Raw genomic sequence first — 24,021 nt, 5'->3', positions numbered from 1 at the left:
ACCCCCGTCAGCCCTTGGCAAGCCCGGTAAGGCCGCGTATACGCGCGGCCTTACCACGGATTGGAGCCACGGCTATGCAGGGCAGCGCAAATCTCAACATCATGATCAAGGCCGCCCGCAAGGCAGGCCGCTCACTGGTCAAGGATTTCCGCGAGGTCGAGAACCTTCAGGTCTCGATGAGGGGCGCAGGGGATTTTGTGACGAAGGCGGATCTTGCCTCGGAAAAGATCCTGCATGACGAGCTGACGGGCGCACGCCCGACCTATGGCTGGCTCGGCGCGGAATCGGCCGAAATCGAAGGTCAGGATCCCACCCGCCGCTGGATCGTCGATCCGCTGGACGGGACCACCAACTTTCTGCACGGCCACCCGCATTGGGCCATCTCGATTGCGCTGGAACACAAGGGCCAGATCGTCTCGGGTGTGGTGTTTGACCCTGCCAAAGACGAAATGTTCTATGCAGAAAAGGGCTCTGGCGCCTGGCTGAACGATTCCCAACGCCTGCGAGTCTCTGGCCGCAATCGTATGAGCGAGGCCCTGTTTGCCACCGGCGTGCCGCATGGTGCGCGCAAGACGCTGCCCGCAACGCTCAAGGATCTGGCCCGGCTGATGCCGGAATGCGCCGGTGTGCGCAGCTGGGGCGCGGTGGCGCTGGATCTGGCCTATGTGGCTGCAGGCCGCTACGACGGCTACTGGGAACGCGAGCTGAAGCTCTGGGAGGCTGCCGCCGGGTCGCTGATCGTGCAAGAGGCCGGCGCGCTGATGCAAGGCGTGCGCGAAGGGCAGGATCCGCTGGACTCTGGATCTCTTCTTTGCGCCAACAGCCATGTGTTTGACAACCTTGCGCGGATCATCCGTCAGGACTGAAGCACATCCCAGCCATCCGCAAAGACGGCTGGCTGGGATGGTTTTGCTGCGAAACCTCCCTACAGCGTTTCGGCAAAAAAGCTGAGACACCGGTCACCCCTTTTTTGCGTTTGAGCCGTAGGTGAAAGCCTGCGAATAAGCGTATCGAGTATTTCCCGAAATGCTTTAGCGGTCAGAGGGGTGGTTCACCCCGTCATTCCATTTGATCGGATCGTGCTCGCGCGGGTTCACACCCTCGATCGCGCCCATGTTGACGCCGAATTCGTTCGGGTTCGACCGGCGCCGGTGATGGGTGTAGATCCCGCAGACCGAGCAGAAATAATGCTGCGCGGTCATCGTGCCCCATTGGTACTGGGTCAGGTTTTCCTTTCCTTTCACGATCTCGATCCCGCCCATCGGGGCGGTAACCGCGGGCGCACCGCGCCGGCGGCAAAAGGAACAATCGCAGCGCCGCGCGGTGGTCAGGTCGTCAGGCAGGGTCACGCGCAGTTCAACCGCGCCGCAATGACAAGTGACTTTCACAGTTTCGCTCATTTCTTTCGCCTCACGTTCGGGATTCTGGACGGGCTGAAGTCATACTTCGCCTTCGGGTGCGGGGGCTGGCCCTGGGTGCGGTTCCAGTAGGCCGGACCGCCACGGCGCAGCCAGACCGGGAGGGTCAGGCCCGCACCGATCACGAAGCCGCCCACATGTGCCCAATAGGCCACGCCACCCTCGTCGCCCGTGGACCCAAAGCCGCCGAAGACCTGAAAGACGAACCACAAGGCCAGCATGATCCAGGCCGAAATCGGCAGGATCTTGAAGAAAACGATCAGTATGATCAGGATATCGACCCGGGCCCTGGGAAACATCAGAAGATAGCCGCCCATCACCCCGGCAATGGCGCCCGAAGCACCCACCGTGGGCACCTGTGACAGCGGGGCCGCAAGATACTGCACCAGCCCCGCGCCAATCCCGCAGGCAAGGTAGAATACGGCAAAGCCGACATGCCCCATCTCATCCTCGATGTTGTCACCAAAGACGTAGAGGAACAGCATGTTGCCCGCCAGATGCAGGATGCCGCCATGCAGGAACAGCGATGTAACCAGTCCGGTGGTGCCACCGCCCGCGCTGATCTTGGCCGGGATCAGCGCCCAGTCGAAATAAAACGCGTAAAGGGCGCGATCATTGCTGAACAGGTGATAATTGCCAACGAAGATCAGCACATTAACCGCGATCAGCAGATAAGTGACATAGGGCGTCGTACCCGAGGGGTTGTGATCGCGGATGGGGAACATGTACGCGACTTTTGGCTCAAATCACCCGGGCGTCAAGGCGAGGCGTCAGCAACAGTATCCTGTCGCGCCTAAGCCGCGCGCTGTTCCCCTTGGTACAGACCTTTGAACCTGCGCGATGGCTGCCACTTGGCGCGTGCGGGCATGGTGTCCGCATGGCGGATGCGCTATGACAGGGCTGATCTGTCAGCCGCTCCGCCCGCCGCGTGCGATGCGGCTGCCCGGATCGGCTCTTTCGCAAGGGGTTCGCGATGCAAAGCGACATTCTGGATCTTGACCGGTTCGACCGGGCCATCCTGACCACGCTGGCCGAGGATGGCCGCGTGTCGATCACCGAATTGGCGCGCCGCATCGGTCTGTCGAAATCGCCCACTCAAGCGCGCCTGCGCAGGCTCGAAGAACTTGGCGCAATCCGTGGCTACCGGGCGATTCTGGATCCGATCCGGCTCGGGCTCGATCACGTTGCCTTTGTCGAAGTGCGCCTGACCGATACACGGGAAGAGGCGCTGGCCGCCTTCAATGCAGGTGTGGCCCGGATTCCCGAGGTCGAACAGGCGCATCTGATCGCCGGGAATTTCGACTATCTTCTCAAGGTGCGCACCACAGATATGCGCGCCTATCGGCAGGTGCTGGCCGACAGGATCTCGACCCTGCCATATATCGCCTCGACCTCGACCTATGTGGCGATGCAGGCAGTCAAAGAGATCGGTCTTTGCGATGTGAACTGAGCAGCGGTCAAGTTGGCGATCGTAAACAGTCATTGGAGGCTTGCGAAACCCTTGTGCCCATCGACACAGTTTTCTACAGATCAAGATGTCGCTAATTTCTGACGCGCACTGCCCATCGCAGGATGGCACGGCGCAGGTGTCGCGGAACATGTGGCAGATGCGGGCGTGATGGAATGGTAGACATACCAGACTTAAAATCTGTTGGGGCCTGGCCCCGTGTGGGTTCGAGTCCCACCGCCCGCACCAATTTGTCCATATTTTTATGTGTTATAGCGTCTCGCCTTTCACATGAAACACACACAACCCTTTTCGCGTTGGAGGCACAGCCGACAGGCAGCGAACAAGCAATCCAAGTTTAAGGCGGGACGCTTTAAAACGATTCGAGTTTAACCTAGGACAACGGGCAGCCTTCTGCGTCTGGGGGTTTTGTTGCACGGATGGCATATCGATGATCGCAGATCCGCAGGAATGCCTTTCGCCAGCCAAGTGTGCGGCGCTGTGCGCGGTGGATATCACCCAAAGCGCTGTCGATGCGAATATCCACGAACCCAGCCTTTTGCAGCAGATCAGCAACCTGCTCCGCTCGTGCGCCGTTCGAGAAATGCACCCGCGACAGGATCGACCTGTGCCGCTTTGCATCCTGGCCTGAGGCGGTATTGGTGCCGACGCGCAGCAGACGCGAGAGGAATTTTTGCACAGGTGAACGGTTCACGAAGTCGCCGTCAACCAGCAACAGGGTGCCGTTGGGCCGCAGGACACGGTGCCATTCACGAAACGCAGCACTGGGATCGACCAGCGTCCAGACAAGGTGACGCGTTGTGATCACGTCATAGCTGTCGTCGGGCTCCATCGTGCGCTCTGCATCCGCTTGCAGGAATGTCAGACGGTCGCCAGAGGCGGCGCTTTTTTCACGCGCGAGGGCCAGCATTGCTTCGGACCAGTCAAGGCCAGTGACCCCGAACCCCAGCTCGCGGGCCAGCAGCGCAATCTCTCCGGTGCCAGAGGCAAGATCCAGAAGTTTTCGGCCCTCCGCAGGGCCAAGATGCCGCGTGAACAGCGCGCGCCAGGCACGGCGTTCGGCGCCTTCTGCGATCTTGTGGCCTGGATCGAGGTCGAAACGCGGGGCGCGATCGGACCAGTAGTCCCGGATGTCATCCCTGAGGTCGCGGTTGGTTCCAATGTGGCTGCTCGGTTTCATAGCTCTATCCGTCGTCTCTTCAGGCGCTGGCCCGCCGATACGCAATTTTTCCCGACCAAACAAGTCAACAATATAGTTGACTGTAATTGTCGGGCAAAATACTCGGGTGGGAAACCATCCTGAAAGGGTTTCCATGCGACTCCATCATCTTTCGTTCGCCGCACTGGCAGCCGGGCTTATCGCTTTGGCAACGACAGTTCAGGCCGACACCACGACCATTACTGACATCACCGGACGCAAGGTCGAGGTGGAAACTCCTGTCCAGCGCGTCATTCTTGGCGAAGGGCGCCAGATCTTTTTCGCGGCGGTGCTCGATACCGAAGATCCCTTTGGTCGCGTGGTCGGATGGCGCGATGATTTCATGAAAGCGGATCTGGACGGGTATAACGCCTACAAGGAGATCTATCCGCAGATCGACGAAATTCCGACCTTTGGCGGCATGAAGGACGGCACCTTTGACATCGAACAGGCGGTGTCGCTGTCGCCTGACGTGATCATCATGAACCTCGAAGCGAAGGCCGCCAACGAGGAAGCTGGTTACATCGAAAAGCTAAACGCTGTGGGCATTCCGCTGGTCTATGTCGATTTCCGCGAGCGCCCGATGGAAAACACCGCGGCATCGATGGAGATCATCGGCGAGTTGTTCGGCAAGTCCGAGCGCGCGGCAGAGTTCAACACATTCTACCGTGAACAGATGGCGCGCGTGACGGATGTCATCGACTCGCATCCGGATCTGGAACGTCCGCTTGTGTTCATGGAGCGCGCCGGTGGCTACAGCGAAGATTGCTGCATGTCCTTTGGCGACGAGAATTTTGGGAAAATGGTGGAACTTGCCGGTGGCAATAACCTTGCGAGCGATTTCATCCCCGGCACGTTCGGCACCGTGAACCCTGAACAGATCGTCGCTTCGGACCCGGATCAGGTCGTGGTGACCGGCGCAAACTGGGAAATGTACGTGCCAGGTGGTGACTGGGTAGGTGTTGGCGCTGGTGCGGATCTGGACGTGGCGCGCAAAAAGCTTGCGCATCTGATGGAGCGCCCCGCCTTTACCGGAAGCAAGGCTACGCAAACAGGCGAGGTTCATGCGATCTGGCACCAGTTCTACAACAGCCCCTACCAGTTTGTTGCCGTGCAGCAGCTGGCCAAGTGGTTCCACCCCGACCTCTTCAAGGATCTAGACCCCAACGCGACCTTTGCCGAGCTGCATGAACGCTTCCTGCCGGTCGCGTACAAGCCGGGCTACTTCGTCTCGGTCAAGTAATGTCACCTTCTGCAGCAGCCCCCACGGGCTGCTGTGGCGCAGAGGAAGAGGATTTTTCAATGAGTATTGCCAGCGATCCGGCCCATCTTGCCGAGCCAGCGACTGCTCAGCTTTATACGCGCTTCGTTCTAAAGCGTGTTCTGCTGCTTGGTCTGCTGGGCGCACTTCTTGTGTTGAGTGTCGGCGTTGATATCTCTCTCGGCCCGGCGCGGTATGGCCTTGGCGACGTCTTCCGCACCATCCTGTTTCCCGGTGCAGCGGATCTCCAGATGCGTGTGGTTGTCTGGGATATTCGCATGCCGATGGCACTTATGGCGGTTACCGTGGGCGGGTGTCTCTCTCTGGCTGGGGCGCAGATGCAGACCATCTTGGCGAACCCGCTCGCCAGTCCTTTCACCCTGGGCCTGTCGGCGGCGGCCAGCTTTGGCGCGGCGCTGGCGATGGTGCTGGGCGTGGCGATCATTCCGGGCGCTGTCGGGATCATGGTGCCGGTCAATGCCTTTGCCATGGCGATGGCGGCGTCGCTGCTGATCTACGGCCTGTCCTCGATGCGCGGTGTCACGGTCGAGACGATCATCCTTCTGGGTATCGCACTTGTCTTTACCTTCAACGCCGCACTGGCACTCTTGCAATATTTTGCCTCTGAACAGGCACTTGCTGCGGTTGTATTCTGGACCATGGGTAGCCTGACCAAGGCGACCTGGGGCAAGGTCGCGGTCACTGGCGGCATCCTCTTAGTCTGCACCCCGCTGTTCGCGCGACGTGCTTGGGCACTGACCGCGATCCGTCTGGGCGAGACGCGGGCGGCTGCCATGGGGGTACCGGTACGCCGTCTGCGGCTTGAGGCACTGCTGCTGGTCAGCCTGCTGGCCGCCGTGCCGGTGTCTTTTGTCGGCACCATTGGCTTCATAGGTATCGTTGGACCACATGTCGCGCGTCTGCTTTTGGGCGAAGACCAGCGTTTCTTCCTGCCCGGGTCGATCCTTGCGGGTGCGCTGATCCTGTCAGCCACATCCGTGCTGTCCAAGGTGCTGCTGCCGGGGGCTGTGCTGCCCATTGGGGTGATCACCGCGCTGGTCGGTGTGCCGTTCTTCGCAGCGCTGATCTTCACCAACGGGAGACGCAAATGGTAAGCCTGAAGCTTGACGGTCTTGGGGCCCGCTATGGCCGCAAGACGATCTTTTCGGATGTGACAACGCCCGAACTGGAAGGCGGATGCCTGACGGCTCTGATCGGGGCAAATGCTGCCGGGAAATCTACACTGTTCAGGCGAATCGCCGGGCAGATTTCCGGGGCAGGGACCGTGCGGCTGAGCGGTGCACAGCGTGCGGAGCTGCGTTACATGCCGCAGGACACCAGCACTTCTGCCGCACTGACCGTTTACGAGGCGATTGTTCTTGCCCTCAAACAGGACAGCCACAGCTGGCGGCTTGAGCGAAGTGAACTTGCCGCTGTCGATGGTATCCTCAGGGCACTGAAAATCGAAGACCTGGCCTTTCGCCAACTTGGAGAACTGTCCGGCGGGCAGCGCCAACTGGTGTCCATTGCACAAACGCTGGTCTGTCGGCCAAGGATTGTGCTGATGGATGAACCCACCTCCGCGCTGGATCTTTACCGCCAGTTCGAGGTTCTGGAACTGTTGCAAGAATATGCCCGGTCAAGCGGCGCTGTGGTTCTGTTGGCTCTGCACGACCTAAACCAAGTTCTGCGTTATTGCGAAACGGCGCTGGCGCTCAGAAACGGGACGCTTGAGGCTGTCGGCAGGACGCAGTCCATCTTGGATAGTGCCCTGTTGCGTCGGCTTTACGGGGTCGAGGCGCGGTTCGAGACCTGCTCCAGAGGCTTTCCGATCATGGTCGTCGACGGTATCGAAGCCGCAGCATAGACTTGAGGGCAGGGGTACGCGACTTGCAACGTCATTCTGTTCTGTCGTGTAACAGTCGGTGCGACCCGCTACTTCAGCCGGACACGCACGGTGAACCGGCTTTGTGCCCCCGCCGGGGGTGGCGGAAACGGCGCGGCGCGCTGCAATACACCTAGGGCCGCGCGGTCCAGCTTGTCCGATCCGGAACTTTGCGCGATGGAAACCGCGCCGAGCCCGCCGCCAGAGGTGATCGAAAAGGCCACCATTGCTTCGCCACTGCGCGGGTTGCGGTCTTGGCGGACCTGTTCGATCCTGCGCAGAACCTGACCGGGATAATTGGACGCCGCGGCATTGCCCGCAGTGGATGCCGCCGCCTTGCGCGGGGCGGCGGTTGCCGCGGGGGCCTGATCTGTGCCGCCGGATGACCCGGCAACTGCAGCCCGATCTGCGTTGCCCTTTGGCTGTGCGGCCTTTTTTTCGGGTTTTTTTGACATGGTCGGTTTGGGGGGCGTGGCCACCGTGATCTGTTCGGGACGCGGGGCGGGGCGCAGCGAGCTGCGCGGCGCATCATAAGTTTCTGCCATTGCGGTGATTGTTTCGGCTGTGGCCGCAGGCGACACAGTGCTTTCGGGCGCAGGCTGCGGCGAAACCTCTGGAGCAGGCATTTCGGCAGCCTGCGTCACCGGATTTGTCGCAGGCGTGGTGCCTGGCTGTGAAGGATCTGCACTGACCTGCTTGGCCGCCTCTGGTACATGTTGCTGAACAGACGGCTCAGGCGGCGTTTCCGACTGGGTAGCCGTTTCCGCCGTGATGTGCTGAAGGGGCGCGGCCTCGGTCGCCGTGGCGGTCATCGTGCCGACCACAAGATCCTGAAAACTGTTGCCCAACCGTGCGACGCTGACTTCGGCGCCGCCAGCTGTCTGGGCGGATTCGCCGCCGAACAGATAGGCCAGCCCGCCCAGATGCAGCACGACCGAGGCGACAGTGGCCGACATGGCCAGAACAGCGGCACGGGAAGGGAACATAAAAAACCTTTTCTGTGAATACAGTGGATGGCTTTTGCGATGACGTCCGCAGGTCGCGAGGGGCTAGGAATCTTACGCTGGACCCAGCGCTTGCCAAGGGGACCGGGGGGTGTCGGTCGTACCCAATGGCGCAAGCACCGTGGCAAAGGCGCGTTCGGCCAGAACACGGTCGGCGTCGATCCGCGATTCCAGCCAGCTGAGCACCACAGAGGTCGGCATGGCCACGACCAGGCCAACCGCCGTGGTCAGCAGCGCAACCCAGATCCCTCCGGCCAGAAGCGATGGATCGACCGAGGATCCGGCCTGTTGCAGGGACTGGAACGCCTCGATCATGCCCAAAACCGTGCCGAACAGGCCCAGAAGCGGCGCAAGCTGTGCAACGCTGTCCAGTAACCGAAAGCCGCGTTCCAGGCGGGCAAAGCTGGTCTCGGCCTCTGCCTGAAGACGCTCGGCAGGGGCAGATTGCTCCATCGCCATGAAGATCACCGGCGCCAAGTGGCTGGGGCTGCTGCGCAACGCGCGCAGAGCTGCAGGCGTGCAGCTACTGTCCCATTGGGCAATGGCCTCTTTCACGGCCTTGTGCCGTCCGACACCGGCAGCACGGAATTGCCAGATCTTGAACAGGACCGTGGCCAGCGTGACGACTGACACGAGGATCAATAGGCCAACCACCGCCCCGCCCATCTCAAGGATCTTCTGGATCGGACCAAGGAAAATCTCCATATGGTTCATGCCAAAAGCTCCGTTCTGGTTCGGCTGAGCAGCGTCAGACAGGTGTCGCAGTCCGTGTCAGGCTGGCTGTTGACGGTACAGTTGCTTGCGCCGTTGATCAGAATTTGCCCAGAGGGGTCGCACTCAGTATCCTGAAGGTCGAACTGACGGACCCTTGGCCGCCCCGGAGGCAGAGCGCCGAAATCGAACCGCGTCAGCCGGTCCAGCGTACCTGCCTGCGTGAACCGCGCGGTTTCATAAACCACACCCGTGATGGGCAGCTCATAGAGGTTCTGGGCAAGAAAACTCATCCGACATGTACCGTGGCAGGTTTCCGTCCTATTCAGCTCAGGCCTGATCCCCTTGCCGACGGGGGCTTCTCCGTCGGCAAGGGCGGGCAGGGGCGCGGCCAGGATCAGGGCTGCGCGGGTTTGCAGAAAACACATGATCAGAACATCCGGGCGAGCGACAGTTTGATGTTGCGTCCCGGTGCCGGGCGGGTGGACAGCGCCGGTTGATAGTCGCGGTCAAAGGCATTCTCGACGCTCAGGCGGATTTCGGACCCTTCCAGCACACCGTTCTGCGGCTTGTAGGTGGCACGCAGGTTGTGCACCCCGAATCCGCGGCTGTCATAGGTCTCGTTATCCCCGTCCTTTTGGGCGACCAGCTCCCAGCTCATGTCCAGCTCTTCGCCAAAGGTCTTGCCCATTGTCAGACGCGCCGTATCTGCCGGTGTGTTGCGCCAGTCGGTGTCGGTGCCATTGCGGCTTTCATGGCCATCGACGATGTTGGCGTTCATGTCGATATAGAAACCCGATTCCATTGCATACGACGCCTCGATCTCTATCCCGCGGGTATCGATGCTGTCAGGATAGGTGCCAGTTGGTCCGGATGCTGATGTATAGGAAGTGATGTCAGTGAGCCGGGTAGAGTAGATGTTCCCTTTGATCGCAAAGCGGTCGCCCGAGGCAAAAAGGTCGCGCCCGTCATAGGATGCACCCAGTTCGTAAGTACGCGCCGTTTCCGCCTGCTGAATAAGGACAGAACTGGTGAGGTCGTCTAGAATCGGCAGGTTCTGGGTTTTCGCCGCGCTGCCGAATAGGGCCAACCCGTTACCGAAGGCATAGCGCACGGAAAGCCCACCCATGACTACGTTATCGTCATACGGCCCGCCATTAGCGGGGTTCGCACTTTCCAGTTTGGAGTATTCGTAGCGCAGGGCCGGGGTCACCGTCCAGGCATCGCCGATGCGCATATCGTCCACGGCAAACAGGGCCACACGCTTGTCTGTGCCGCCGGGCGCGGAAGACGCATCCTCGCGCTCCTTTCGGATCAGCTCAAGACCGGTTCGCAGTTCGTGATCAATGCCGCCTGTGTTGAACAGGCTGGTGTTCTTGAAGGAAAGCTTCGTCGTCTGATAGCGGTGATCGGCATTCGCCAGACCGGCGACACTCGCGAACTGTGGCGTACCCTCAAGCTGAGAGCTGCCGGGTACATAACTTTGGTCAATCTGCTGATCCGCATAGGACAGCGCGACGGTCAGATTGATCAGGTCATTGTCGGCCGGGTTCCAGCCATAGGTCAGGACCGCGGTGCTTTCTTGAACATCGCGATCCACATTGCCAAAAGAATCAGTTGTCGTCGCGAAGGTGTCATAGGGGACGTCATTTTCGCTGGTAGAGGTGTCGGAATAGCTGAAGCTGAGGTATTGCGCCTCGGCCGCACCAAAGGTGTATTTGCCCTTCAGCATGTAAGACGGCAGAGAAAACTCACTGGATCCGATCAAGTCGCCGTTGCCGTCATCCTGCAGGTCCTGCTGCCGTTTGGTATAGTTGGCAAGGAATTCGACATTTTTGGCCGGTTGCCATGCCAGATTTGTAGAACTGGTCAGCCCGTCGCCATTGCTGTCAAACGATAGAGTTTGGCTGCCGGCAAGACCAAGCTCGCCCTTGGTGAAATCAGAGGCATCCTTGGTTTCGAGCAGGACCACGCCGCCGATGATGCCAGAGCCATATTCGAAACTGCCCACGGTGCCCCGGATCACTTCTACCTGTTTGTAAAGGAAGGGGTCGGTGAAAAGTTGCGTGCCGATGCGGTACAGTTCTTCTGCACCGACCGATGCGCCGTCGATCTGCACGGCGACTTTCTGATCGGTGCCGAAGGTCCCGTTGGCACCATAGCCACGGATGTTGATGCCCGACCCCTGCGGAGTCGATCCGTTGACCAGCGAAACCCCGGGCACTGAATCGATCAGCTCTGCAATCGTGCCTGCCTGACGGTCGGTGATCTCGTCTTCATCGACTACGGTCACGGGGGTGGCGGTGTCGGTCTGAACCTCACGCTTGCTTTCCCCTAAAGTCACTGTGCCCAGAAACGCGCCATCGGTTGCCTGTGCTGTTGCGGCACCAGCCTGAAGCGCCAGCAGCAATGCACTTGTTCCCAACAGCGCAGCCCGCAGATGTCTTCCACTCATATCAAGTCCCCTAGATTGGCTATCTGCCCGGATGCTTGCGAGTGGCTGGCGTGGCGTCACGACTTTCAGCCTGATGCTGATTTGCCGCTTGAGGTCGATAATAAATCGCACTAAAACTGTCAACTATAAATGCGGCCCTTGACCGGGCTGGCAGCCAGTCGGGTCTTGCGCCGATAAGCCACCCCTTTCCCAACCAGAGAAATATGAGGTGGCACTTGGCCCTTTCCCCTTCCGAAATCCGTCAGCACGAAGATGACGCCCCGAAACTGCGCGCGCGCGACATCGCCGATACTCTTGGTATCAGTGAGGCTGATCTGATCGCCGCCCGTTGCGGAACCGGCGTCACGCGTCTGAACCCCCATCCAGATGGCCTCATGCAGGCCGCGCAGACCCTTGGGCCGGTCATGGCGCTGACACGCAATGACAGCTGCGTGATCGAAAAGGTGGGCGTCTATGAAAACTACCACTCGGGCGAACACGCGGCGATGGTGCTGACCGAGGATATCGATATGCGGCTGTTTCCGTCCCACTGGCGCCATGCCTTTGCGGTGGAAAAGGAAACCGAACGCGGCGTGCAGCGCAGTCTTCAGGTGTTTGATGCCGCTGGCGATGCAGTGCACAAGATCTTTCTACGCGATGGCTCCGACGTGGCGGCCTTTGAGGCGGCCCGCATCAGGTTGCGGCACGAAGATCAGGCGCCGATCTGCGTCACCGAACCGCGCCAGCCGGTCGAAGCGGCCAAAGGCAACCCCGAAAAGCTCGACATCCTGCGCACGGAATGGCAACGCATGACCGACACGCATCAGTTCATGCGCCTGACTTCCAAGCTGCGGATGAACCGGCTGGGCGCCTACCGTAGCGTCGGGGCGCCGTTTGTGCGCGCGCTTGCCACAGAGGCGGTGAACACCATGCTTGAGCAGGTCCGCGACCTCGGGCTTGAGGTCATGGTCTTTGTCGGCAACCGCGGCTGCATCCAGATTCACAGCGGACCTGTGCACACATTGACCCCCATGGGCCCGTGGCAGAACGTCATGGATCCGGGGTTCAACCTGCATCTCCGCGCCGATCAGATTGCCGAAGTCTGGGCGGTGGAAAAACCCACGCAGCGCGGCCCGGCCGTGTCGGTCGAGGCCTTCGACAAGGAGGGCATGCTGATCCTGCAGGTCTTTGGTGTGGGCAAGGAAGGGCGCGATTGCCGTGCGGCGTGGGGCGCGCTTGTGGCAAAGCTTGAGGGCCTGTCAGAAGAGGCATCGGCATGACCCGAGGGTCGATTGTGTTAGGGCGCAGATCGCTGTTGCTTGCCCTCGCCGCCATGGCACCAACCCTCGCAGTGGGAACCGCGGGTGCAGAGGCGGACGAGCCCGATAGGATCGCCAGCCTTGGTGGGTCGGTGACCGAGATTATCTTTGCCCTTGGGGCCGGTGACCGGGTGGTGGCGCGCGATACCACCTCAAGCTTTCCACCCGAGGTGGAGGACCTGCCCGATGTCGGTTATGTCCGTGCTCTGTCGCCCGAAGGGGTTTTATCGGTGTCGCCCGGCCTGATCCTCGCCGAAGAAGGCGCGGGACCGCCCGAAACCATCAACGTGCTGAAGAACGCAAACCTGCCGTATTTCGTGATCCCTGATGCATATGATCGCGCGGGCGTCGTTGCCAAGATCACGGCCGTCGGGGAGGCTATCGGTGAACTGGCCAAGGCGCAGGCCCTTGCCCGCGATATCGATGACCGCCTGCAGGCGGCTCAGGCCCGTGCAGCGGCACGTGGTGCGGATCAGCGCAAGCGGGTGCTGTTTATACTGTCAACGCAGAATGATCGCATTCTTGCTTCCGGCATGGGCACCGCGGCGGCAGGGATCATCGCGCTTGCCGGGGGCGACAACGCCGTGACTGCCTTTGATGGCTACAAGCCGCTGACCGATGAGGCGGTGATCGCCGCTGCCCCCGATGTGATTCTAATGATGGACCGGGGCGGTGATCATGGGGCCGCAGCGGCAGAGCTTGTGGCGATGCCTGCGGTGTCGCTCACACCGGCGGGCAAAACGGGCGCCGTGGTGCGGATGGACGGGCTATATCTGTTGGGGTTCGGCCCGCGTACGGCGGATGCGGTGGACGAGCTTTCCTCGGCTTTGTACGGGGGCTAGGGCATGGCGGCTATAACTGACGCGTTGCTTGACACCCCAAAGGGCGGCCGTGAGGTCACCGCGCGCCGCGCCCATCTCTGGCTTCTGGCGCTGCTGGTGATCAGCTGCCTTTTCAGTCTGGCTTATGGTGCGGCGGGTACTTCACTTTGGGGTGCGCTCAGCAAGCTGGCAACCGGGCAGGTGCTTTCGGATATGGAACGCGTCGTTCTGTGGGACATCCGCGCACCGCGCACCCTGATGGGGGCCAGCGTCGGTGCCTCACTTGCTGTGGCCGGTGCGGTCATGCAGGGGCTGTTTCGCAATCCTCTGGCCGATCCGGGCCTTGTCGGGGTCGGGGCCGGGGCCGGCCTGGGCGCGATATCGGCCATTGTGCTTGCAGCATGGCTGCCAGTTGCCTTCATCGATCTGTTTGGCAACTGGCTGGTCTCAGCGGCGGCATTCTTTGGCGGCTGGGCGTCGACCCTGCTGTTGTATCGTGTGGCCACACGATCGGGGCGGACCTCGGTTGCGACGATGCTGCTGGCGGGAATCGCGCTGGGTGCGCTGGCCGGGGCCGTTTCAGGAATCCTTGTCTATATGGCTGATGATACGCAGCTGCGCGATCTGACCTTCTGGGGGCTGGGATCACTCGCCGGGGCAACTTGGCCCAAGCTTTTTGTCGCAGGGCCACTCATCCTCGCTTCCATTGCTGCCGCAGGCTTTCTGGGGCGTGGTTTGAACGCGATGGCGCTGGGCGAAGCGACAGCGCATCACATCGGCATCCCGGTGCAGCGGCTCAAGAACGTTGCGGTGATGACCGTTGCAGCCTCGACCGGTGCGGCGGTTGCGGTTGCGGGTGGGATCGGCTTTGTCGGCATCGTCGTGCCACATCTGCTGCGCCTTGCGACCGGCCCGGATCACCGGATGCTGCTGCCCAACGCAGCGCTTCTGGGCGCCAGCCTGCTGATCGGTGCAGATGTGATTGCCCGTGTGGTGATCGCCCCGGCGGAATTGCCGATCGGGATCGTTACAGCTGTGTTGGGCGCGCCCGTCTTCCTGTGGATCCTTTTGCGGCGGCGCGGCTTGGTGGATTTGTAATGCTTCAGGCAAAGAACATAACGGTCAGTTTCGGGGGCAAGAAGGCCCTGCGCGGTGTCGACTTCACCGCGCAGCCCGGGCAGATTACGGCCATTGTCGGGCCGAACGGGTCGGGCAAGACAACCCTGCTGCGCGCTTTGACCGGAGAGGTGGAGCACAACGGCACTGTCAGCCTAGACAGTCACGACATTGCGGGGATGAAGGGGTGGGAACTGGCCGCGCGCCGCGCAGTTCTGCCACAGGCCGCTGCGCTGGCCTTTCCCTTTACAGTCATCGAAGTGGTGCGCATGGGCCTGTTCGGCGGTACATCCGGGGGCGATGCCACTGTGCCCTCTGCGGCACTCGCGCGGGTTGGGCTGAGCGGATATGCGGACCGCCTTTATCAGGAGCTGTCCGGGGGTGAACAGCAGCGCGTGCAACTCGCGCGCGTTCTGGCACAGGTCTGGCATCCGGTGTGGCAGGGCGCGGCGCGTTGGCTTTTACTGGATGAACCGGTCGCCAGTCTTGATATCGCGCATCAGCTGCTGGTCATGGGCATCGCGCGCGACTTTGCCAAGGTCGGTGGCGGCGTGGTTGCGGTGATGCATGACCTCAATCTGACGGCGATGTTTGCCGATACCGTCGCAGTGATGGCGGCAGGGCAAATGGTGGCCCAAGGGCCGATGGCGCAGGTCATGACCGATGACACGCTGTCACATGCCTATGGTTGCGGTCTGCGCGTCAGCGTGGCGCCGCCGATGACATCCACTTTCGTGCTGCCACATACCGCGCAGTTGACACATGACATAGGGCCGCTGGCACCCTTTAGCGCCGTCCGCACCAACACAGGCTGTTAAGGCGAGGAGCGAATTGACATGAATATCCTGAATGAAAGCCGTAAACCGGCCAGACCCGCGCCCCGGCTGCTGCTGGTAAAGTCTGCGGGACGTATCACACCCAACATGATCCGGGTGACGCTGCACAGCGCGGATCTGGGTGACATTGTCGAAGGATGCGAGGGGGCAAATTGCAAACTGATGCTGCCAGAACAGGATCAGCCGCTTGAGGATTTTTCCCGCCAGCTTACCGACGGTCCACGCCCCACGACACGCACCTACACCGTGCGCCATTTCCGCAAGGAGGCGTGCGAGATGGATATAGATTTCGTGGCACATGGCGACTATGGCCCGGCATCTGCCTGGGCCGCACGTGCGCGTCCGGGGGACTTTTGCGGCTTTGCGGGCCCAGGTCGGGTCAAGGTGCCATCCTTTTACGCTGACTGGTACCTGCTGGCTGCCGACATGTCTGCCATTCCGGTTGTCGCCGCGACGCTTGAGGCGATGCCACAGGACGCGCGGGGCGTCGCCATCTTTGAGATCCCGACCGCGGCTGACCGCCAGACCATTGTCGCCCCTACAGGCGTCAGGCAGCACTGGATCGTAACACCTGAAACCGGACAACCGTCTCCCCTTCAAGAAAGGCTGATCCGCGAAATTGACTGGCCAGATGGGCGTGTGCAGACTTGCATCGCTGGAGAGAGTAGCGTGATCAATGGCTTGCGCCAGTACCTGCAGGTTGAGCGCGGCCTGCCCCGGGACGACACCTATATTTCTGGCTACTGGAAGATCGGTCTGGTGGAAGATGAGCATCAGAACATGAAGCGGTAGGAACGCTCGACCGCGTGACGCTTTCCTGCAAAGATCAATATCCGGAAGGCGTGCAAATTTTTTATTGCTCGCCAGAATAGCTTGACCCTTCGATGCTGGTCAGAGATGGCAAAATCGGTGTCCGCCGGTTCCGAATCTGACCCGCTAGAACGCGACAGACGCCACTGTGGCAGTGCCAAATAATTCCAGATCACGGACCCCTGCCTTATGGCGGCGGGTCCAACTGATATGGATCCAGTGATGCAGGGTATTAAGGACCTCCCAAAAAGGTCTCTCTGGTACGGCGCTGTGCCGCTCGCACCTAATTGCACAAGGCTTGGCTGATTCTGCCGTCAGAAACTGATTCTGGTTTTTAGGCCCATGTCAAAACTGCTTTGCCAAGACGCTTGGCCCGAAACCTTTAGTACCACGTTTCGGGCTGAACCTTGACACCGAAGATCAATGCAGACGAACAACGTTTTTCGGAAGGCTGGCCTGGGGCGCTACGGCGGTGTTACCGGACATCTTTCGCGCTGTTGTGCCGACCCGCGCTGCAAGGATTGCGGCGCTTTCCGCTTCGGCAGCGGACATGAGCAGGGTCGCCATAAGCGCTGCATCTGCCAAGTGCCCCTCGCTCGCTGTTGCGACGAAATGGGCAAAAATACCCTCGTCTGACCCGACGCAGTCACAGTTCAGATCGTGCCGTATCAATGGGCGGCGGCAGCGTGATCCAATCAGCTGAATCAACTGTGCGAAAGCGTGGAATTCCTTTTGCGCCGCGTCATCAGGCAGAGCAGTGGTAAAGCTGTCCCAAACTTGCGTCTGACCGTTGGGGCCTTCGCACCAAAGACGCAGGTTCAGAATCAGTTCTGCCTGCCATGGATCCATCCCGGTCAGCGTGCCGATAGGCGCGCCGCCGCGTTTATGATGGTCGGCCCTCATTTTGTCAGGATCAGCTTGTCTGCGCGTGTGATCCGCAGGACGTAGGGCTGCCCGTCCAGAACAATACGCGCCTGAACGCCGTCAGCCACCAAGGCGCGGGCGTCATAGGTTGGTATTGCCTCGGACGGGGCAGGGCTTGTGGCGGACGGTTTCAGATGGGTCATCGCGTTCATGACAGGCTCTCGTAATGATCCATGAGGGAATCCAGTTGATGATCAGATGGGAAAACACCGCCAAACGCCGTTTGCAGAATTTCGCGCCAGCACAAGACAGGTTCTTGTCTGTCTTGGGTGGCAGTGTCGCAGTGAGTGGACTTGTCCATTTGGCACCTCCGGCAGGGTTGTTGGTTCCGGGCTTCCCAAAGATCAGGTGGCTAGGATCATATGTCGCGTTCGACAAGACGATTCATACTTACCCGACAAAAATAGTCAACTGAAATGAGGTCCCTTTCCGCATATGGAAAGAGAACCTCACTGACGATCTCGGATTTTCGGCGCACCGATGTCGTCTGGCGCCTGTTCAATCGAGATTCGTGACGCAACTGTTTTTCAAATTTCATGCAGTCGTCGCTCAGGGGTCACGTATCCGCCCGACATATCGCGGCAGATGGCCGAGCGAGCCATCACGACATGCAAGGGACGAAATCATGACCAAGCTCATCAGACCCACTCGCCGCGCCGTTCTGGTCGGCGGCACCGCTTTTGCAGCAACGCTCGGCATGCCCAGCCTGAGCAAAGCGGCGCAACGGCCCGTTTTCACTCATGGCGTGCAATCGGGGGATGTCGCCTCATCCTCTGGCATGATCTGGACACGCACGGACCGCCCCGCACGTGTGATGATGGACGTCTCCACCAGCGAGAGCTTTGCCAATGCCCGCCGTCTGACCACGCTCGATGCGCTGCCCAGCACCGACTACGCCATAAAGCGGCTCGTCGAAGGCTTGCCTGCAGATCAGGACATCTTTTACCGTTTCACTGCGGCCGATCTAAGCGATCTCAATATCACATCTGAACCGGTCGTCGGCCGCTTCCGCACAGCGCCCGCCGGGCGCCGGTCGATCCGCTTTGCTTGGTCAGGTGACACTGCCGGTCAGGGCTGGGGCATCGACGAGCAGGGCATGGCAACCTACGCCACCATGACCCAGCACGAGCCGGATTTTTTCTTACATTCCGGCGATACGATCTATGCCGATGGGGCCATGCAGGACGAAGTCGATCTGGCCGATGGCTCCACATGGAAAAACATCGTGATGACCGACGAAAAACGCAAGGTTGCGGAAACGCTGGACGAATATCGCGGTCAGTGGAAATACAACATGCTCGACGAACATGTACGCGCGATGAACGCCATGGTGCCGACCTTCTATCAATGGGACGACCACGAAGTCATCAACAACTGGTCCGACAGCAAGGATCTGAGCGCCGACGACCGTTACAGCGAAAAGTCGGTCCATGTTCTCGCCTCGCGTGCCGCGCAAGCTTTCCACGAGATGACACCGATCAGCTATACACCGGCTGAACCGGGCCGCGTCTATCGCAAGATGGCATATGGCCCGATGGTCGATATCTTCTTCCTCGACATGCGCAGCTATCGCGGCCCCAATACCGACAACATGCAGGCCGACAAATCGGATGTCACGCGGTTCCTCGGCACCGATCAGGTCGCCTGGCTACAGCGCGAGCTGGCCAATTCGAGGGCCACCTGGAAGGTAATCGCATCCGACATGCCGCTGGGTCTGGTTGTCCGCGACGGCGACACCCTGTTCGAGGCCGTGGCAAACGGTGATGACGGCGCCGCCAAGGGGCGCGAGCTGGAAATTGCGGACCTGCTGCGCTTTATCAAATCCGCCAACATCAAGAATGTTGTCTGGTTCACGGCGGATGTGCATTACACGGCTGCGCATTACTACAACCCGAACAAGGCGAAGTTTCAGGACTTCAATCCGTTCTGGGAATTCGTATCCGGTCCGCTGCACGCGGGTACCTTCGGCCCCAACGCACTGGACCAGACCTTTGGTCCTGAGCTGCGCTTCGTAAAGGCCCCCGAAGAAGGTCAGGTGAATCTGCCGCCGTCGGCCGGTCTGCAGTTCTTTGGTCTTGTTGATGTGGATGGTGCGACCCAGCAGATGAAAGTACGCCTGATGGATCGCGCCAATACAGAACTTTGGTCAATCACCCTCGACCCTGAAGGCACAACGATCTGATCTTCACATGATGGGCGGGCCCAGACTACACGACACTGGGCGCATGTTGCGGATTTTGAGGCTGGTGCCGACCGGCGAGATGGATTCTGAACACGGACTGTTTCCCTGCGAGGAGTTCGTCCATGACCAGTTTTGCTCTCGCCGATCTACAGCAAGGTGTTAACCCCACATGTTCATCTGGGCAAGTCACGCGTGGAGACGCTCTGCCTGCGTGTGATTGGGATGATCAGCGCCCGCACCGTCAACCTGACCCATAGTGCTGCAGAGCGACCGGCTCATGTTAAGGTTGAGTCAACCTACCGCCGCCTGCAGCGGTTTTTCCAACGGTAATGCCCCCAATTCTAACAGGGTGCAGTCGTAGAACTTACACGGCCATTTTCAGATTCTGGGCGGGTGTGATACCGCCGATGCCAATGTTCGGGCGGTCGTTGTTGTAAGTTCAGAGCCATAGTGTGGCGAAATCCTGAGCCTCCTCGGTGGTTTCGATGATGTACTGGTCCAACCATTCGTGCCTGACGGTGCGGTTGTCGCGTTCGATATAGGCGTTCTGCTGAGGTTGACCTAGCTTGATGTGCTGGATGGTAATCCCCTGTTTCTCGTCCCATATCAGCAGCTTGCCACTGATGTATTCCGGGCCGTTGTCGACCCTGATCGTGCCCGGCTTGCCGCGCCATTCTATGATGCGATCAAGGCTCCGGATCACGCGCTCAGCGGGCAAGGAAAAATCGACCTCGATGCCCAATCCTTCTCGGTTGAAGTCATCCAGCACGTTCAGCAGTCGAAACTGGCGACCGTCACCCAGCCGGTCGGCCATGAAGTCCATGGATCAGGTCACATTGGGGGCTTCGGGCACCGCCAGCACGTCGGGTTTGGGAGGCGCCCCATCTCATCCCGAATGTCCTTAGCGCGCTCAATCTCTTGTCGTCCTATGTGAAAGAGCTTGAGGCCGACGCAGCCCGTCTTCTTGAAGATCTCAATTTCTTCAAGGGCCGGGGCGCCTGTCTTGTCCACACTGAAGACAGGCAGCTCGAACGTCAGCAATGACGTTCTGTTGTTCTGGAATTGAAACCCGGAGATGTCGCTGACTGTGTATATGCCGAGTTGTTCTGCAAGTGTCTCACCCTTCCAGCCTTTATTGAACAAGGTGTACTCGATCCGGGATCTGCGCTCTTGCGGGGGCAGGGCGCGGAACTCACTCTTTTGGCGCATGTTCCCGGTCTTGTCTTGCAGCCTGTAATGCAGCTCGCGCTCTTTCTCTCCAACGTAAACCGTGGCGTTAATCGGCGCCGGGGCGTGTCCCTTCGGATCAGAGCTTGCAAGTAAGAGTTTCGGGACCTCTCGCAATGCCTTCGCTGCGGGACCGGGGACAGCGCTGATCTGCCTGTATGTCATCCCGTCTGAATAGCGCAGCCAGTCGCGGGTGTGTGAAAAGTCACCGCTGATGAAGAGTTCATCCGGCGCGAAGTGTTTGCGCAGCAGCTCCGACATCTGGATGCGCCGGAGTATGCGGTCATCTTCGTCTTTGATCTTCGATGGCCTGGGGTAAAAGTCCACCGACAGCTCAAGGCCTACAACCCTGTGTTGCATCGTGGGTCCGGCGCTCGGCACATGGTAACGGCGTTCGATGACCTCAAACAGTTTCTTGAACCTCTGGAGGCTCGGATCCTGAAGGCGGATGAGCATCTGATCTGTGTGCTCGCCCGTCTTGCGGGCGCGGTCTGTGACCATCACACCGCCCAGGCCCGGATCTGATAGCGCGGTCTTCAGCGCCCGGCCAACATTGAGGGTCAGCATTTTCTTTGGCAGATCTATCGCGACTTCCATCCAGTCGAAGACAGCCCGGCACCTGTAGTGATGAAGATTCACGTCAGGCATCCCGACGATCCGGTTCTTCAGGCTTGTCTGCTTGGCGTTGGTGTCTTTCAGAGCCTATTCGAGAGATCTGAGATGTGACGGCAGTACGTCGGAGTCATGAAACTCGGTGGTCGTGATGGGCACGGAAATGAGTGTCATGGTCGGGTGCTCGTCTTGTCGGTCGAGCGTGACTTATAATCGAAACTAAATGTTTAAACAGGTTAAAGCTGGTCTGTGACCATCGGATGCTTTGTGGGCGTCGGGATTGTGGTACTTCGAAAAGAGGCTCTGATGTCTGGGTCCCGACGCCTGTGGTTGCGCTATTGGCCTTTCAGGCGACACCACCAAGGTAAGCCTCGGCCGTGCCGCCCCGGTCAGGCTGTCAGCGCACGCGCATGCCTGCCGCGGCGTCCCAGTGCAGCGGCTTGTCCGACTTGGGCAGCGGTGCATCTGCATCTGATATCGCGACCCCATGCGGCCAGTCGGCGGGGCAAATCGCGACATAGCGGGCATAGCCCCCGACTCCACCTTTGAACTTGGGATAGCCAATCGAGACCAAGCATCCCGTTGGCGGGACCTGATCAAGGTTCGCAACACCCTCGGCCTGTGCATAGCCGTTGTGCATCAGCCAGTATTCGCCTTCCAGCGTCGGGGTGGCGTCCGTATCCAGTGGCTCATGCCCATGAAACAGAATGTGACGCTGTTCGTGCAGAAACTTCAGCGCGTCCAGGCCGACACCGGGGAAGGGCGTGCGCGCGGCGAACTCTTTATCCGGCCAGCCCTTCGACCAGTCCGAACGCACAAAGACGACAGAGCCTGCAGGGATCGTGCCGTGCTCTGCTTCAAATGCCTCGATGTCTGACACCTGGAGGGCATAGCCAAAGTCCTCGGCTACCTTGTCCTGCATCGGGATCACGACCAGAGGGCGCAGGGTGTATGTGGGGGGTAGCTCATCGATGGTCGGGTATTCAGCCGCCCAGTGGGCGGGTGGATCAAGCTGGGTGCCAAGCTGGTCGGTCTTGAGCAGATATGAGGTCGCGACAAAGCCGTGGTCTTCATAGGTGTAGATGTCGCCCTTTGCCGCATAGTCGCCCAGATCTGCGCCTGCCTCGGCGGGAAAGAACGTCGAGTCGCCAAAGCCGGGCCAGACCGGGATCTCGGGGGTGATGACATGGGTGAGGTCAACGTACTTTGCCCCCTTGAAGATATCGTCGTAGGCGCCCCAGAGGCCATTGTCTTGCGCCATCGCGCTACAGGCGCATCCCACGACAATCGCGCCCCCGAGCAGTGCGGCATGTCTCATTGTATTTACTCCCAGATATTCATTCTGAAGCGAACGCTAGGGCGCTGCTGGCGTCTTGTATATGCAGCGGCAGGCATGCCAGTGGCCTTGCTGCTTTTTTTGCGTCACCACGCCTAATGAGCGGGCAAAGGCCGGTGGCCGCGTCTTTGATCTGAGGCCATTGATCGGCTGGTTTGCAGGAAGCAAAGAGCACTAAAGCTGCCTCGCTCGGGGTCGCCGTCGTTCTTGGGCGATACCTAGTCAACAAAGTGGTCGCACCATCATGGCACCGCAGAGTTTCTATTTGCGACCTTTTTTGCAAAAATAGCCGCCTGGAGAGGCGAATCTGAAAAACCCAGGCAATGCTAGTCAGGAAGCAGAGATAGCTCTCAGTGGTGCTATATAACGCCCTGAGAGACATTTCTCAGAGCGTCTAGCGTTTCTTGGTGTCGATCTTACTCTCGAAGCTCATCAATGAGACGATCAAAGCGCGCTTCCCAGACCTCGATCATACGTTCGAGCATATCCAGATAGATCCGCCGTTCAGCCTGACACACACGTTTGAACCTGTCGACGACGGGCTGCGGCCCGCGGATGTTGATCTGCGCCTCGGGAACTGGCTCGGCGCGTGTTGAGATCGAGTTCCAAGTCTCGGGCATATACTCGTTCATTGCCACGTGCGTCAGCATCACCGGGTCGATCCCGGTGGCCCTGGAAAAGGCTGGGATCCGCTCTATCGGTATACGTATCAGCCCGGTCTTCAGCATGGAGACCGTGCTGGAGCGTTCAAAGCCGATTTCATTGGCGATCTGCATCTCCGTCTTGCCGCTGGTGTTAATGGCTTCGGCGATCAGGCGGGCGGTGGGGCTATCAGTCATGTTCTTACCTCTTCATCATGTTTCATATAAAATGATGATAGAAGGCGATCTGTGCGTCCGTGTTCGGACACGGGCTGAGAACACGAAGTCCTAGGCCAGATCGGCGTCTGCCTATGGGGGCATTCCGGGTAAGGGTCTTGCCTTGTCGGCGAACCTTGGAGTTAAGGGAGCGATGATTTCTGCGCCTCTCGGTTTAACTGTGCGTTTTATTTGGCATGATATTATCATGAGTTCTGCAGTGGCAGTTTCGCGATGTCGATAGGGGGCAAGGCTTCGATAATAGGGGTAAAAGCGTCGATGTAGTCGCGTGCGCGGAGAGGAAAGTATGCGCGAGACTCTCCAAAGTCGATCTCGCATTTGCGAAGCGTGAAGTCACCGCGCTGCTCCTGAATTTCATAAAACTTGATAGGTCGGCGCCGGTCCTCGAGTGCTTTGAATATTGTATATTTCAGGGCAGAGCCACATCTGATCCCAAAGACGACTTCTTCAAGTTCGAGAGGTGAGTCTTGTAAGCCGCGGGTGCCGATGAGCCGCCATTCCCGTTCGTATCGCCAAGAGCCAGTGACGTTGCCCCCAACTTTTATCCAGCGTGAGCGAGACTCCGGGTTTGAGTTTTGCCG

At 59.7% G+C, this 24,021-nt stretch carries 24 protein-coding genes, 1 tRNA gene and 1 pseudogene; 12 read left to right on the top strand and 14 right to left on the bottom strand.

Going from position 1 to position 24,021, the window contains the following annotated elements:
- Positions 1-74 precede the first annotated feature (74 nt).
- Positions 75-866, top strand: coding sequence for an inositol monophosphatase family protein (locus P775_RS22815; protein WP_099913141.1), 792 nt, complete (start codon positions 75-77; stop codon positions 864-866).
- Positions 867-1,031: 165 nt separating this feature from the next.
- Here the strand turns inward: P775_RS22815 and P775_RS22810 are convergent, their stop codons facing one another.
- Together P775_RS22810 and P775_RS22805 are read right to left on the bottom strand one after the other, a co-directional pair.
- The gene (locus tag P775_RS22810; protein ID WP_099913140.1) at positions 1,032-1,400 is read right to left on the bottom strand and encodes a GFA family protein; all 369 of its coding nucleotides are present in this window, start codon (positions 1,398-1,400) and stop codon (positions 1,032-1,034) included.
- Positions 1,397-2,143, bottom strand: a complete 747-nt coding sequence (locus P775_RS22805) for a rhomboid family intramembrane serine protease (protein ID WP_099913139.1) — start codon at positions 2,141-2,143, stop codon at positions 1,397-1,399. Before P775_RS22805 ends, P775_RS22810 begins: the two co-directional genes overlap by 4 nt.
- Positions 2,144-2,391: 248 nt before the next feature.
- Between P775_RS22805 and P775_RS22800 the strand changes: the two genes are divergently transcribed.
- Both P775_RS22800 and P775_RS22795 read left to right on the top strand, forming a co-directional pair.
- Positions 2,392-2,868, top strand: a complete 477-nt coding sequence (locus P775_RS22800) for an Lrp/AsnC family transcriptional regulator (RefSeq protein WP_099913138.1) — start codon at positions 2,392-2,394, stop codon at positions 2,866-2,868.
- A gap of 159 nt (positions 2,869-3,027) precedes the next feature.
- A tRNA-Leu gene (locus tag P775_RS22795) sits at positions 3,028-3,114 on the top strand.
- Positions 3,115-3,259: 145 nt separating this feature from the next.
- Here P775_RS22795 and P775_RS22790 read toward each other — a convergent pair.
- Positions 3,260-4,066 (bottom strand): class I SAM-dependent methyltransferase, encoded by an 807-nt coding sequence (locus P775_RS22790; RefSeq protein WP_099913137.1) that lies wholly within the window; start codon positions 4,064-4,066, stop codon positions 3,260-3,262.
- 133 nt (positions 4,067-4,199) lie between these two features.
- Between P775_RS22790 and P775_RS22785 the strand changes: the two genes are divergently transcribed.
- From P775_RS22785 to P775_RS22775, 3 genes are read left to right on the top strand one after another with little or no spacing between them, the layout of a single operon-like run.
- Positions 4,200-5,327 carry an ABC transporter substrate-binding protein gene (locus P775_RS22785; protein WP_099913136.1) on the top strand — a complete coding sequence of 376 codons (1,128 nt, stop codon included), beginning with the start codon at positions 4,200-4,202 and terminating at the stop codon, positions 5,325-5,327.
- Between the two features lie 59 nt (positions 5,328-5,386).
- Positions 5,387-6,460, top strand: coding sequence for a FecCD family ABC transporter permease (locus P775_RS22780; protein WP_099913135.1), 1,074 nt, complete (start codon positions 5,387-5,389; stop codon positions 6,458-6,460).
- Positions 6,454-7,212 carry an ABC transporter ATP-binding protein gene (locus tag P775_RS22775; protein ID WP_099913134.1) on the top strand — a complete coding sequence of 253 codons (759 nt, stop codon included), beginning with the start codon at positions 6,454-6,456 and terminating at the stop codon, positions 7,210-7,212. Before P775_RS22780 ends, P775_RS22775 begins: the two co-directional genes overlap by 7 nt.
- Positions 7,213-7,280: 68 nt before the next feature.
- Here P775_RS22775 and P775_RS22770 read toward each other — a convergent pair whose 3' ends face one another.
- The 4 genes from P775_RS22770 to P775_RS22755 all read right to left on the bottom strand — a co-directional run bounded on the left by P775_RS22770 (position 7,281) and on the right by P775_RS22755 (position 11,400).
- The gene (locus P775_RS22770; protein WP_099913133.1) at positions 7,281-8,216 is read right to left on the bottom strand and encodes an energy transducer TonB family protein; all 936 of its coding nucleotides are present in this window, start codon (positions 8,214-8,216) and stop codon (positions 7,281-7,283) included.
- Between the two features lie 72 nt (positions 8,217-8,288).
- Entirely contained in the window at positions 8,289-8,948 is a 660-nt protein-coding gene (locus tag P775_RS22765) for a MotA/TolQ/ExbB proton channel family protein (RefSeq protein ID WP_099913132.1), read from the bottom strand.
- Positions 8,945-9,373, bottom strand: coding sequence for a hypothetical protein (locus P775_RS22760; protein WP_099913131.1), 429 nt, complete (start codon positions 9,371-9,373; stop codon positions 8,945-8,947). The genes P775_RS22765 and P775_RS22760 overlap by 4 nt, the downstream gene beginning before the upstream one ends.
- A gap of 2 nt (positions 9,374-9,375) precedes the next feature.
- Positions 9,376-11,400: a TonB-dependent receptor domain-containing protein gene (locus tag P775_RS22755; RefSeq protein ID WP_099913130.1), complete on the bottom strand. Its 2,025-nt coding sequence runs from the start codon at positions 11,398-11,400 to the stop codon at positions 9,376-9,378.
- 215 nt (positions 11,401-11,615) lie between these two features.
- On the opposite strand from P775_RS22755, the gene P775_RS22750 reads away from it, so the two are divergent.
- Genes P775_RS22750 through P775_RS22730 form a run of 5 tightly spaced genes read left to right on the top strand, consistent with a single transcriptional unit; the run spans position 11,616 to position 16,263 of the window.
- Positions 11,616-12,659, top strand: coding sequence for a hemin-degrading factor (locus P775_RS22750; RefSeq protein WP_245875821.1), 1,044 nt, complete (start codon positions 11,616-11,618; stop codon positions 12,657-12,659).
- On the top strand, positions 12,656-13,540 hold the full coding sequence (locus P775_RS22745; RefSeq protein ID WP_099913128.1) for a heme/hemin ABC transporter substrate-binding protein: 885 nt from the start codon (positions 12,656-12,658) through the stop codon (positions 13,538-13,540). Before P775_RS22750 ends, P775_RS22745 begins: the two co-directional genes overlap by 4 nt.
- 3 nt (positions 13,541-13,543) lie before the next feature.
- Complete coding sequence (locus tag P775_RS22740; protein ID WP_099913127.1) at positions 13,544-14,617, top strand: FecCD family ABC transporter permease; 1,074 nt, start codon at positions 13,544-13,546, stop codon at positions 14,615-14,617.
- The gene (locus P775_RS22735) at positions 14,617-15,453 is read left to right on the top strand and encodes a heme ABC transporter ATP-binding protein (RefSeq protein ID WP_099913126.1); all 837 of its coding nucleotides are present in this window, start codon (positions 14,617-14,619) and stop codon (positions 15,451-15,453) included. Before P775_RS22740 ends, P775_RS22735 begins: the two co-directional genes overlap by 1 nt.
- An 18-nt stretch (positions 15,454-15,471) precedes the next feature.
- Positions 15,472-16,263 (top strand): siderophore-interacting protein, encoded by a 792-nt coding sequence (locus P775_RS22730; protein WP_099913125.1) that lies wholly within the window; start codon positions 15,472-15,474, stop codon positions 16,261-16,263.
- Positions 16,264-16,701: 438 nt separating this feature from the next.
- Here P775_RS22730 and P775_RS22725 read toward each other — a convergent pair whose 3' ends face one another.
- Both P775_RS22725 and hemP read right to left on the bottom strand, forming a co-directional pair.
- Positions 16,702-17,184, bottom strand: a complete 483-nt coding sequence (locus tag P775_RS22725) for a hypothetical protein (RefSeq protein WP_099913124.1) — start codon at positions 17,182-17,184, stop codon at positions 16,702-16,704.
- Positions 17,181-17,357: a hemin uptake protein HemP gene (hemP, locus tag P775_RS22720; RefSeq protein WP_099913123.1), complete on the bottom strand. Its 177-nt coding sequence runs from the start codon at positions 17,355-17,357 to the stop codon at positions 17,181-17,183. Before hemP ends, P775_RS22725 begins: the two co-directional genes overlap by 4 nt.
- Before the next feature lie 473 nt (positions 17,358-17,830).
- Between hemP and P775_RS22710 the strand changes: the two genes are divergently transcribed.
- The gene (locus P775_RS22710; RefSeq protein ID WP_099913121.1) at positions 17,831-19,387 is read left to right on the top strand and encodes an alkaline phosphatase D family protein; all 1,557 of its coding nucleotides are present in this window, start codon (positions 17,831-17,833) and stop codon (positions 19,385-19,387) included.
- 364 nt (positions 19,388-19,751) lie between these two features.
- Here P775_RS22710 and P775_RS22705 read toward each other — a convergent pair.
- The 5 genes and pseudogenes from P775_RS22705 to P775_RS28625 all read right to left on the bottom strand — a co-directional run.
- A pseudogene (locus P775_RS22705) lies at positions 19,752-20,258 on the bottom strand (transposase); the annotation flags it as partial.
- Positions 20,219-21,262: a hypothetical protein gene (locus P775_RS22700; protein WP_099913120.1), complete on the bottom strand. Its 1,044-nt coding sequence runs from the start codon at positions 21,260-21,262 to the stop codon at positions 20,219-20,221. The pseudogene P775_RS22705 and the gene P775_RS22700, both read right to left, overlap by 40 nt.
- 361 nt (positions 21,263-21,623) lie before the next feature.
- On the bottom strand, positions 21,624-22,544 hold the full coding sequence (locus tag P775_RS22695; protein WP_099913119.1) for a cyclase family protein: 921 nt from the start codon (positions 22,542-22,544) through the stop codon (positions 21,624-21,626).
- Between the two features lie 434 nt (positions 22,545-22,978).
- Positions 22,979-23,401, bottom strand: a complete 423-nt coding sequence (locus tag P775_RS22690; protein ID WP_099913118.1) for a hypothetical protein — start codon at positions 23,399-23,401, stop codon at positions 22,979-22,981.
- A 224-nt stretch (positions 23,402-23,625) separates the two neighbouring features.
- On the bottom strand, positions 23,626-24,021 hold a 396-nt coding region (locus tag P775_RS28625; RefSeq protein WP_218967752.1), incomplete at its 5' end, for a hypothetical protein.

It is taken from the genome of Puniceibacterium antarcticum (genome assembly GCF_002760615.1).
Lineage (GTDB): Bacteria > Pseudomonadota > Alphaproteobacteria > Rhodobacterales > Rhodobacteraceae > Puniceibacterium > Puniceibacterium antarcticum.
This window is presented reverse-complemented; position numbering and strand designations above follow the sequence as displayed.

Coding starts and splice junctions, on each gene's coding strand:
- P775_RS22800 (WP_099913138.1), top strand. CDS start 2,392: ATGCAAAGCGACATTCTGGATCTTGACCGGTTCGACCGGGCCATCCTG.
- hemP (WP_099913123.1), bottom strand. CDS start 17,357: ATGAACGCGATGACCCATCTGAAACCGTCCGCCACAAGCCCTGCCCCG.
- P775_RS22760 (WP_099913131.1), bottom strand. CDS start 9,373: ATGTGTTTTCTGCAAACCCGCGCAGCCCTGATCCTGGCCGCGCCCCTG.
- P775_RS22710 (WP_099913121.1), top strand. CDS start 17,831: ATGACCAAGCTCATCAGACCCACTCGCCGCGCCGTTCTGGTCGGCGGC.
- P775_RS22815 (WP_099913141.1), top strand. CDS start 75: ATGCAGGGCAGCGCAAATCTCAACATCATGATCAAGGCCGCCCGCAAG.
- P775_RS22740 (WP_099913127.1), top strand. CDS start 13,544: ATGGCGGCTATAACTGACGCGTTGCTTGACACCCCAAAGGGCGGCCGT.
- P775_RS22780 (WP_099913135.1), top strand. CDS start 5,387: ATGAGTATTGCCAGCGATCCGGCCCATCTTGCCGAGCCAGCGACTGCT.
- P775_RS22735 (WP_099913126.1), top strand. CDS start 14,617: ATGCTTCAGGCAAAGAACATAACGGTCAGTTTCGGGGGCAAGAAGGCC.
- P775_RS22775 (WP_099913134.1), top strand. CDS start 6,454: ATGGTAAGCCTGAAGCTTGACGGTCTTGGGGCCCGCTATGGCCGCAAG.
- P775_RS22755 (WP_099913130.1), bottom strand. CDS start 11,400: ATGAGTGGAAGACATCTGCGGGCTGCGCTGTTGGGAACAAGTGCATTG.
- P775_RS22725 (WP_099913124.1), bottom strand. CDS start 17,184: ATGAGGGCCGACCATCATAAACGCGGCGGCGCGCCTATCGGCACGCTG.
- P775_RS22770 (WP_099913133.1), bottom strand. CDS start 8,216: ATGTTCCCTTCCCGTGCCGCTGTTCTGGCCATGTCGGCCACTGTCGCC.
- P775_RS22805 (WP_099913139.1), bottom strand. CDS start 2,143: ATGTTCCCCATCCGCGATCACAACCCCTCGGGTACGACGCCCTATGTC.
- P775_RS22785 (WP_099913136.1), top strand. CDS start 4,200: ATGCGACTCCATCATCTTTCGTTCGCCGCACTGGCAGCCGGGCTTATC.
- P775_RS22745 (WP_099913128.1), top strand. CDS start 12,656: ATGACCCGAGGGTCGATTGTGTTAGGGCGCAGATCGCTGTTGCTTGCC.
- P775_RS22730 (WP_099913125.1), top strand. CDS start 15,472: ATGAATATCCTGAATGAAAGCCGTAAACCGGCCAGACCCGCGCCCCGG.
- P775_RS22695 (WP_099913119.1), bottom strand. CDS start 22,544: ATGAGACATGCCGCACTGCTCGGGGGCGCGATTGTCGTGGGATGCGCC.
- P775_RS22810 (WP_099913140.1), bottom strand. CDS start 1,400: ATGAGCGAAACTGTGAAAGTCACTTGTCATTGCGGCGCGGTTGAACTG.
- P775_RS22700 (WP_099913120.1), bottom strand. CDS start 21,262: ATGCCTGACGTGAATCTTCATCACTACAGGTGCCGGGCTGTCTTCGAC.
- P775_RS22690 (WP_099913118.1), bottom strand. CDS start 23,401: ATGACTGATAGCCCCACCGCCCGCCTGATCGCCGAAGCCATTAACACC.
- P775_RS22765 (WP_099913132.1), bottom strand. CDS start 8,948: ATGAACCATATGGAGATTTTCCTTGGTCCGATCCAGAAGATCCTTGAG.
- P775_RS22790 (WP_099913137.1), bottom strand. CDS start 4,066: ATGAAACCGAGCAGCCACATTGGAACCAACCGCGACCTCAGGGATGAC.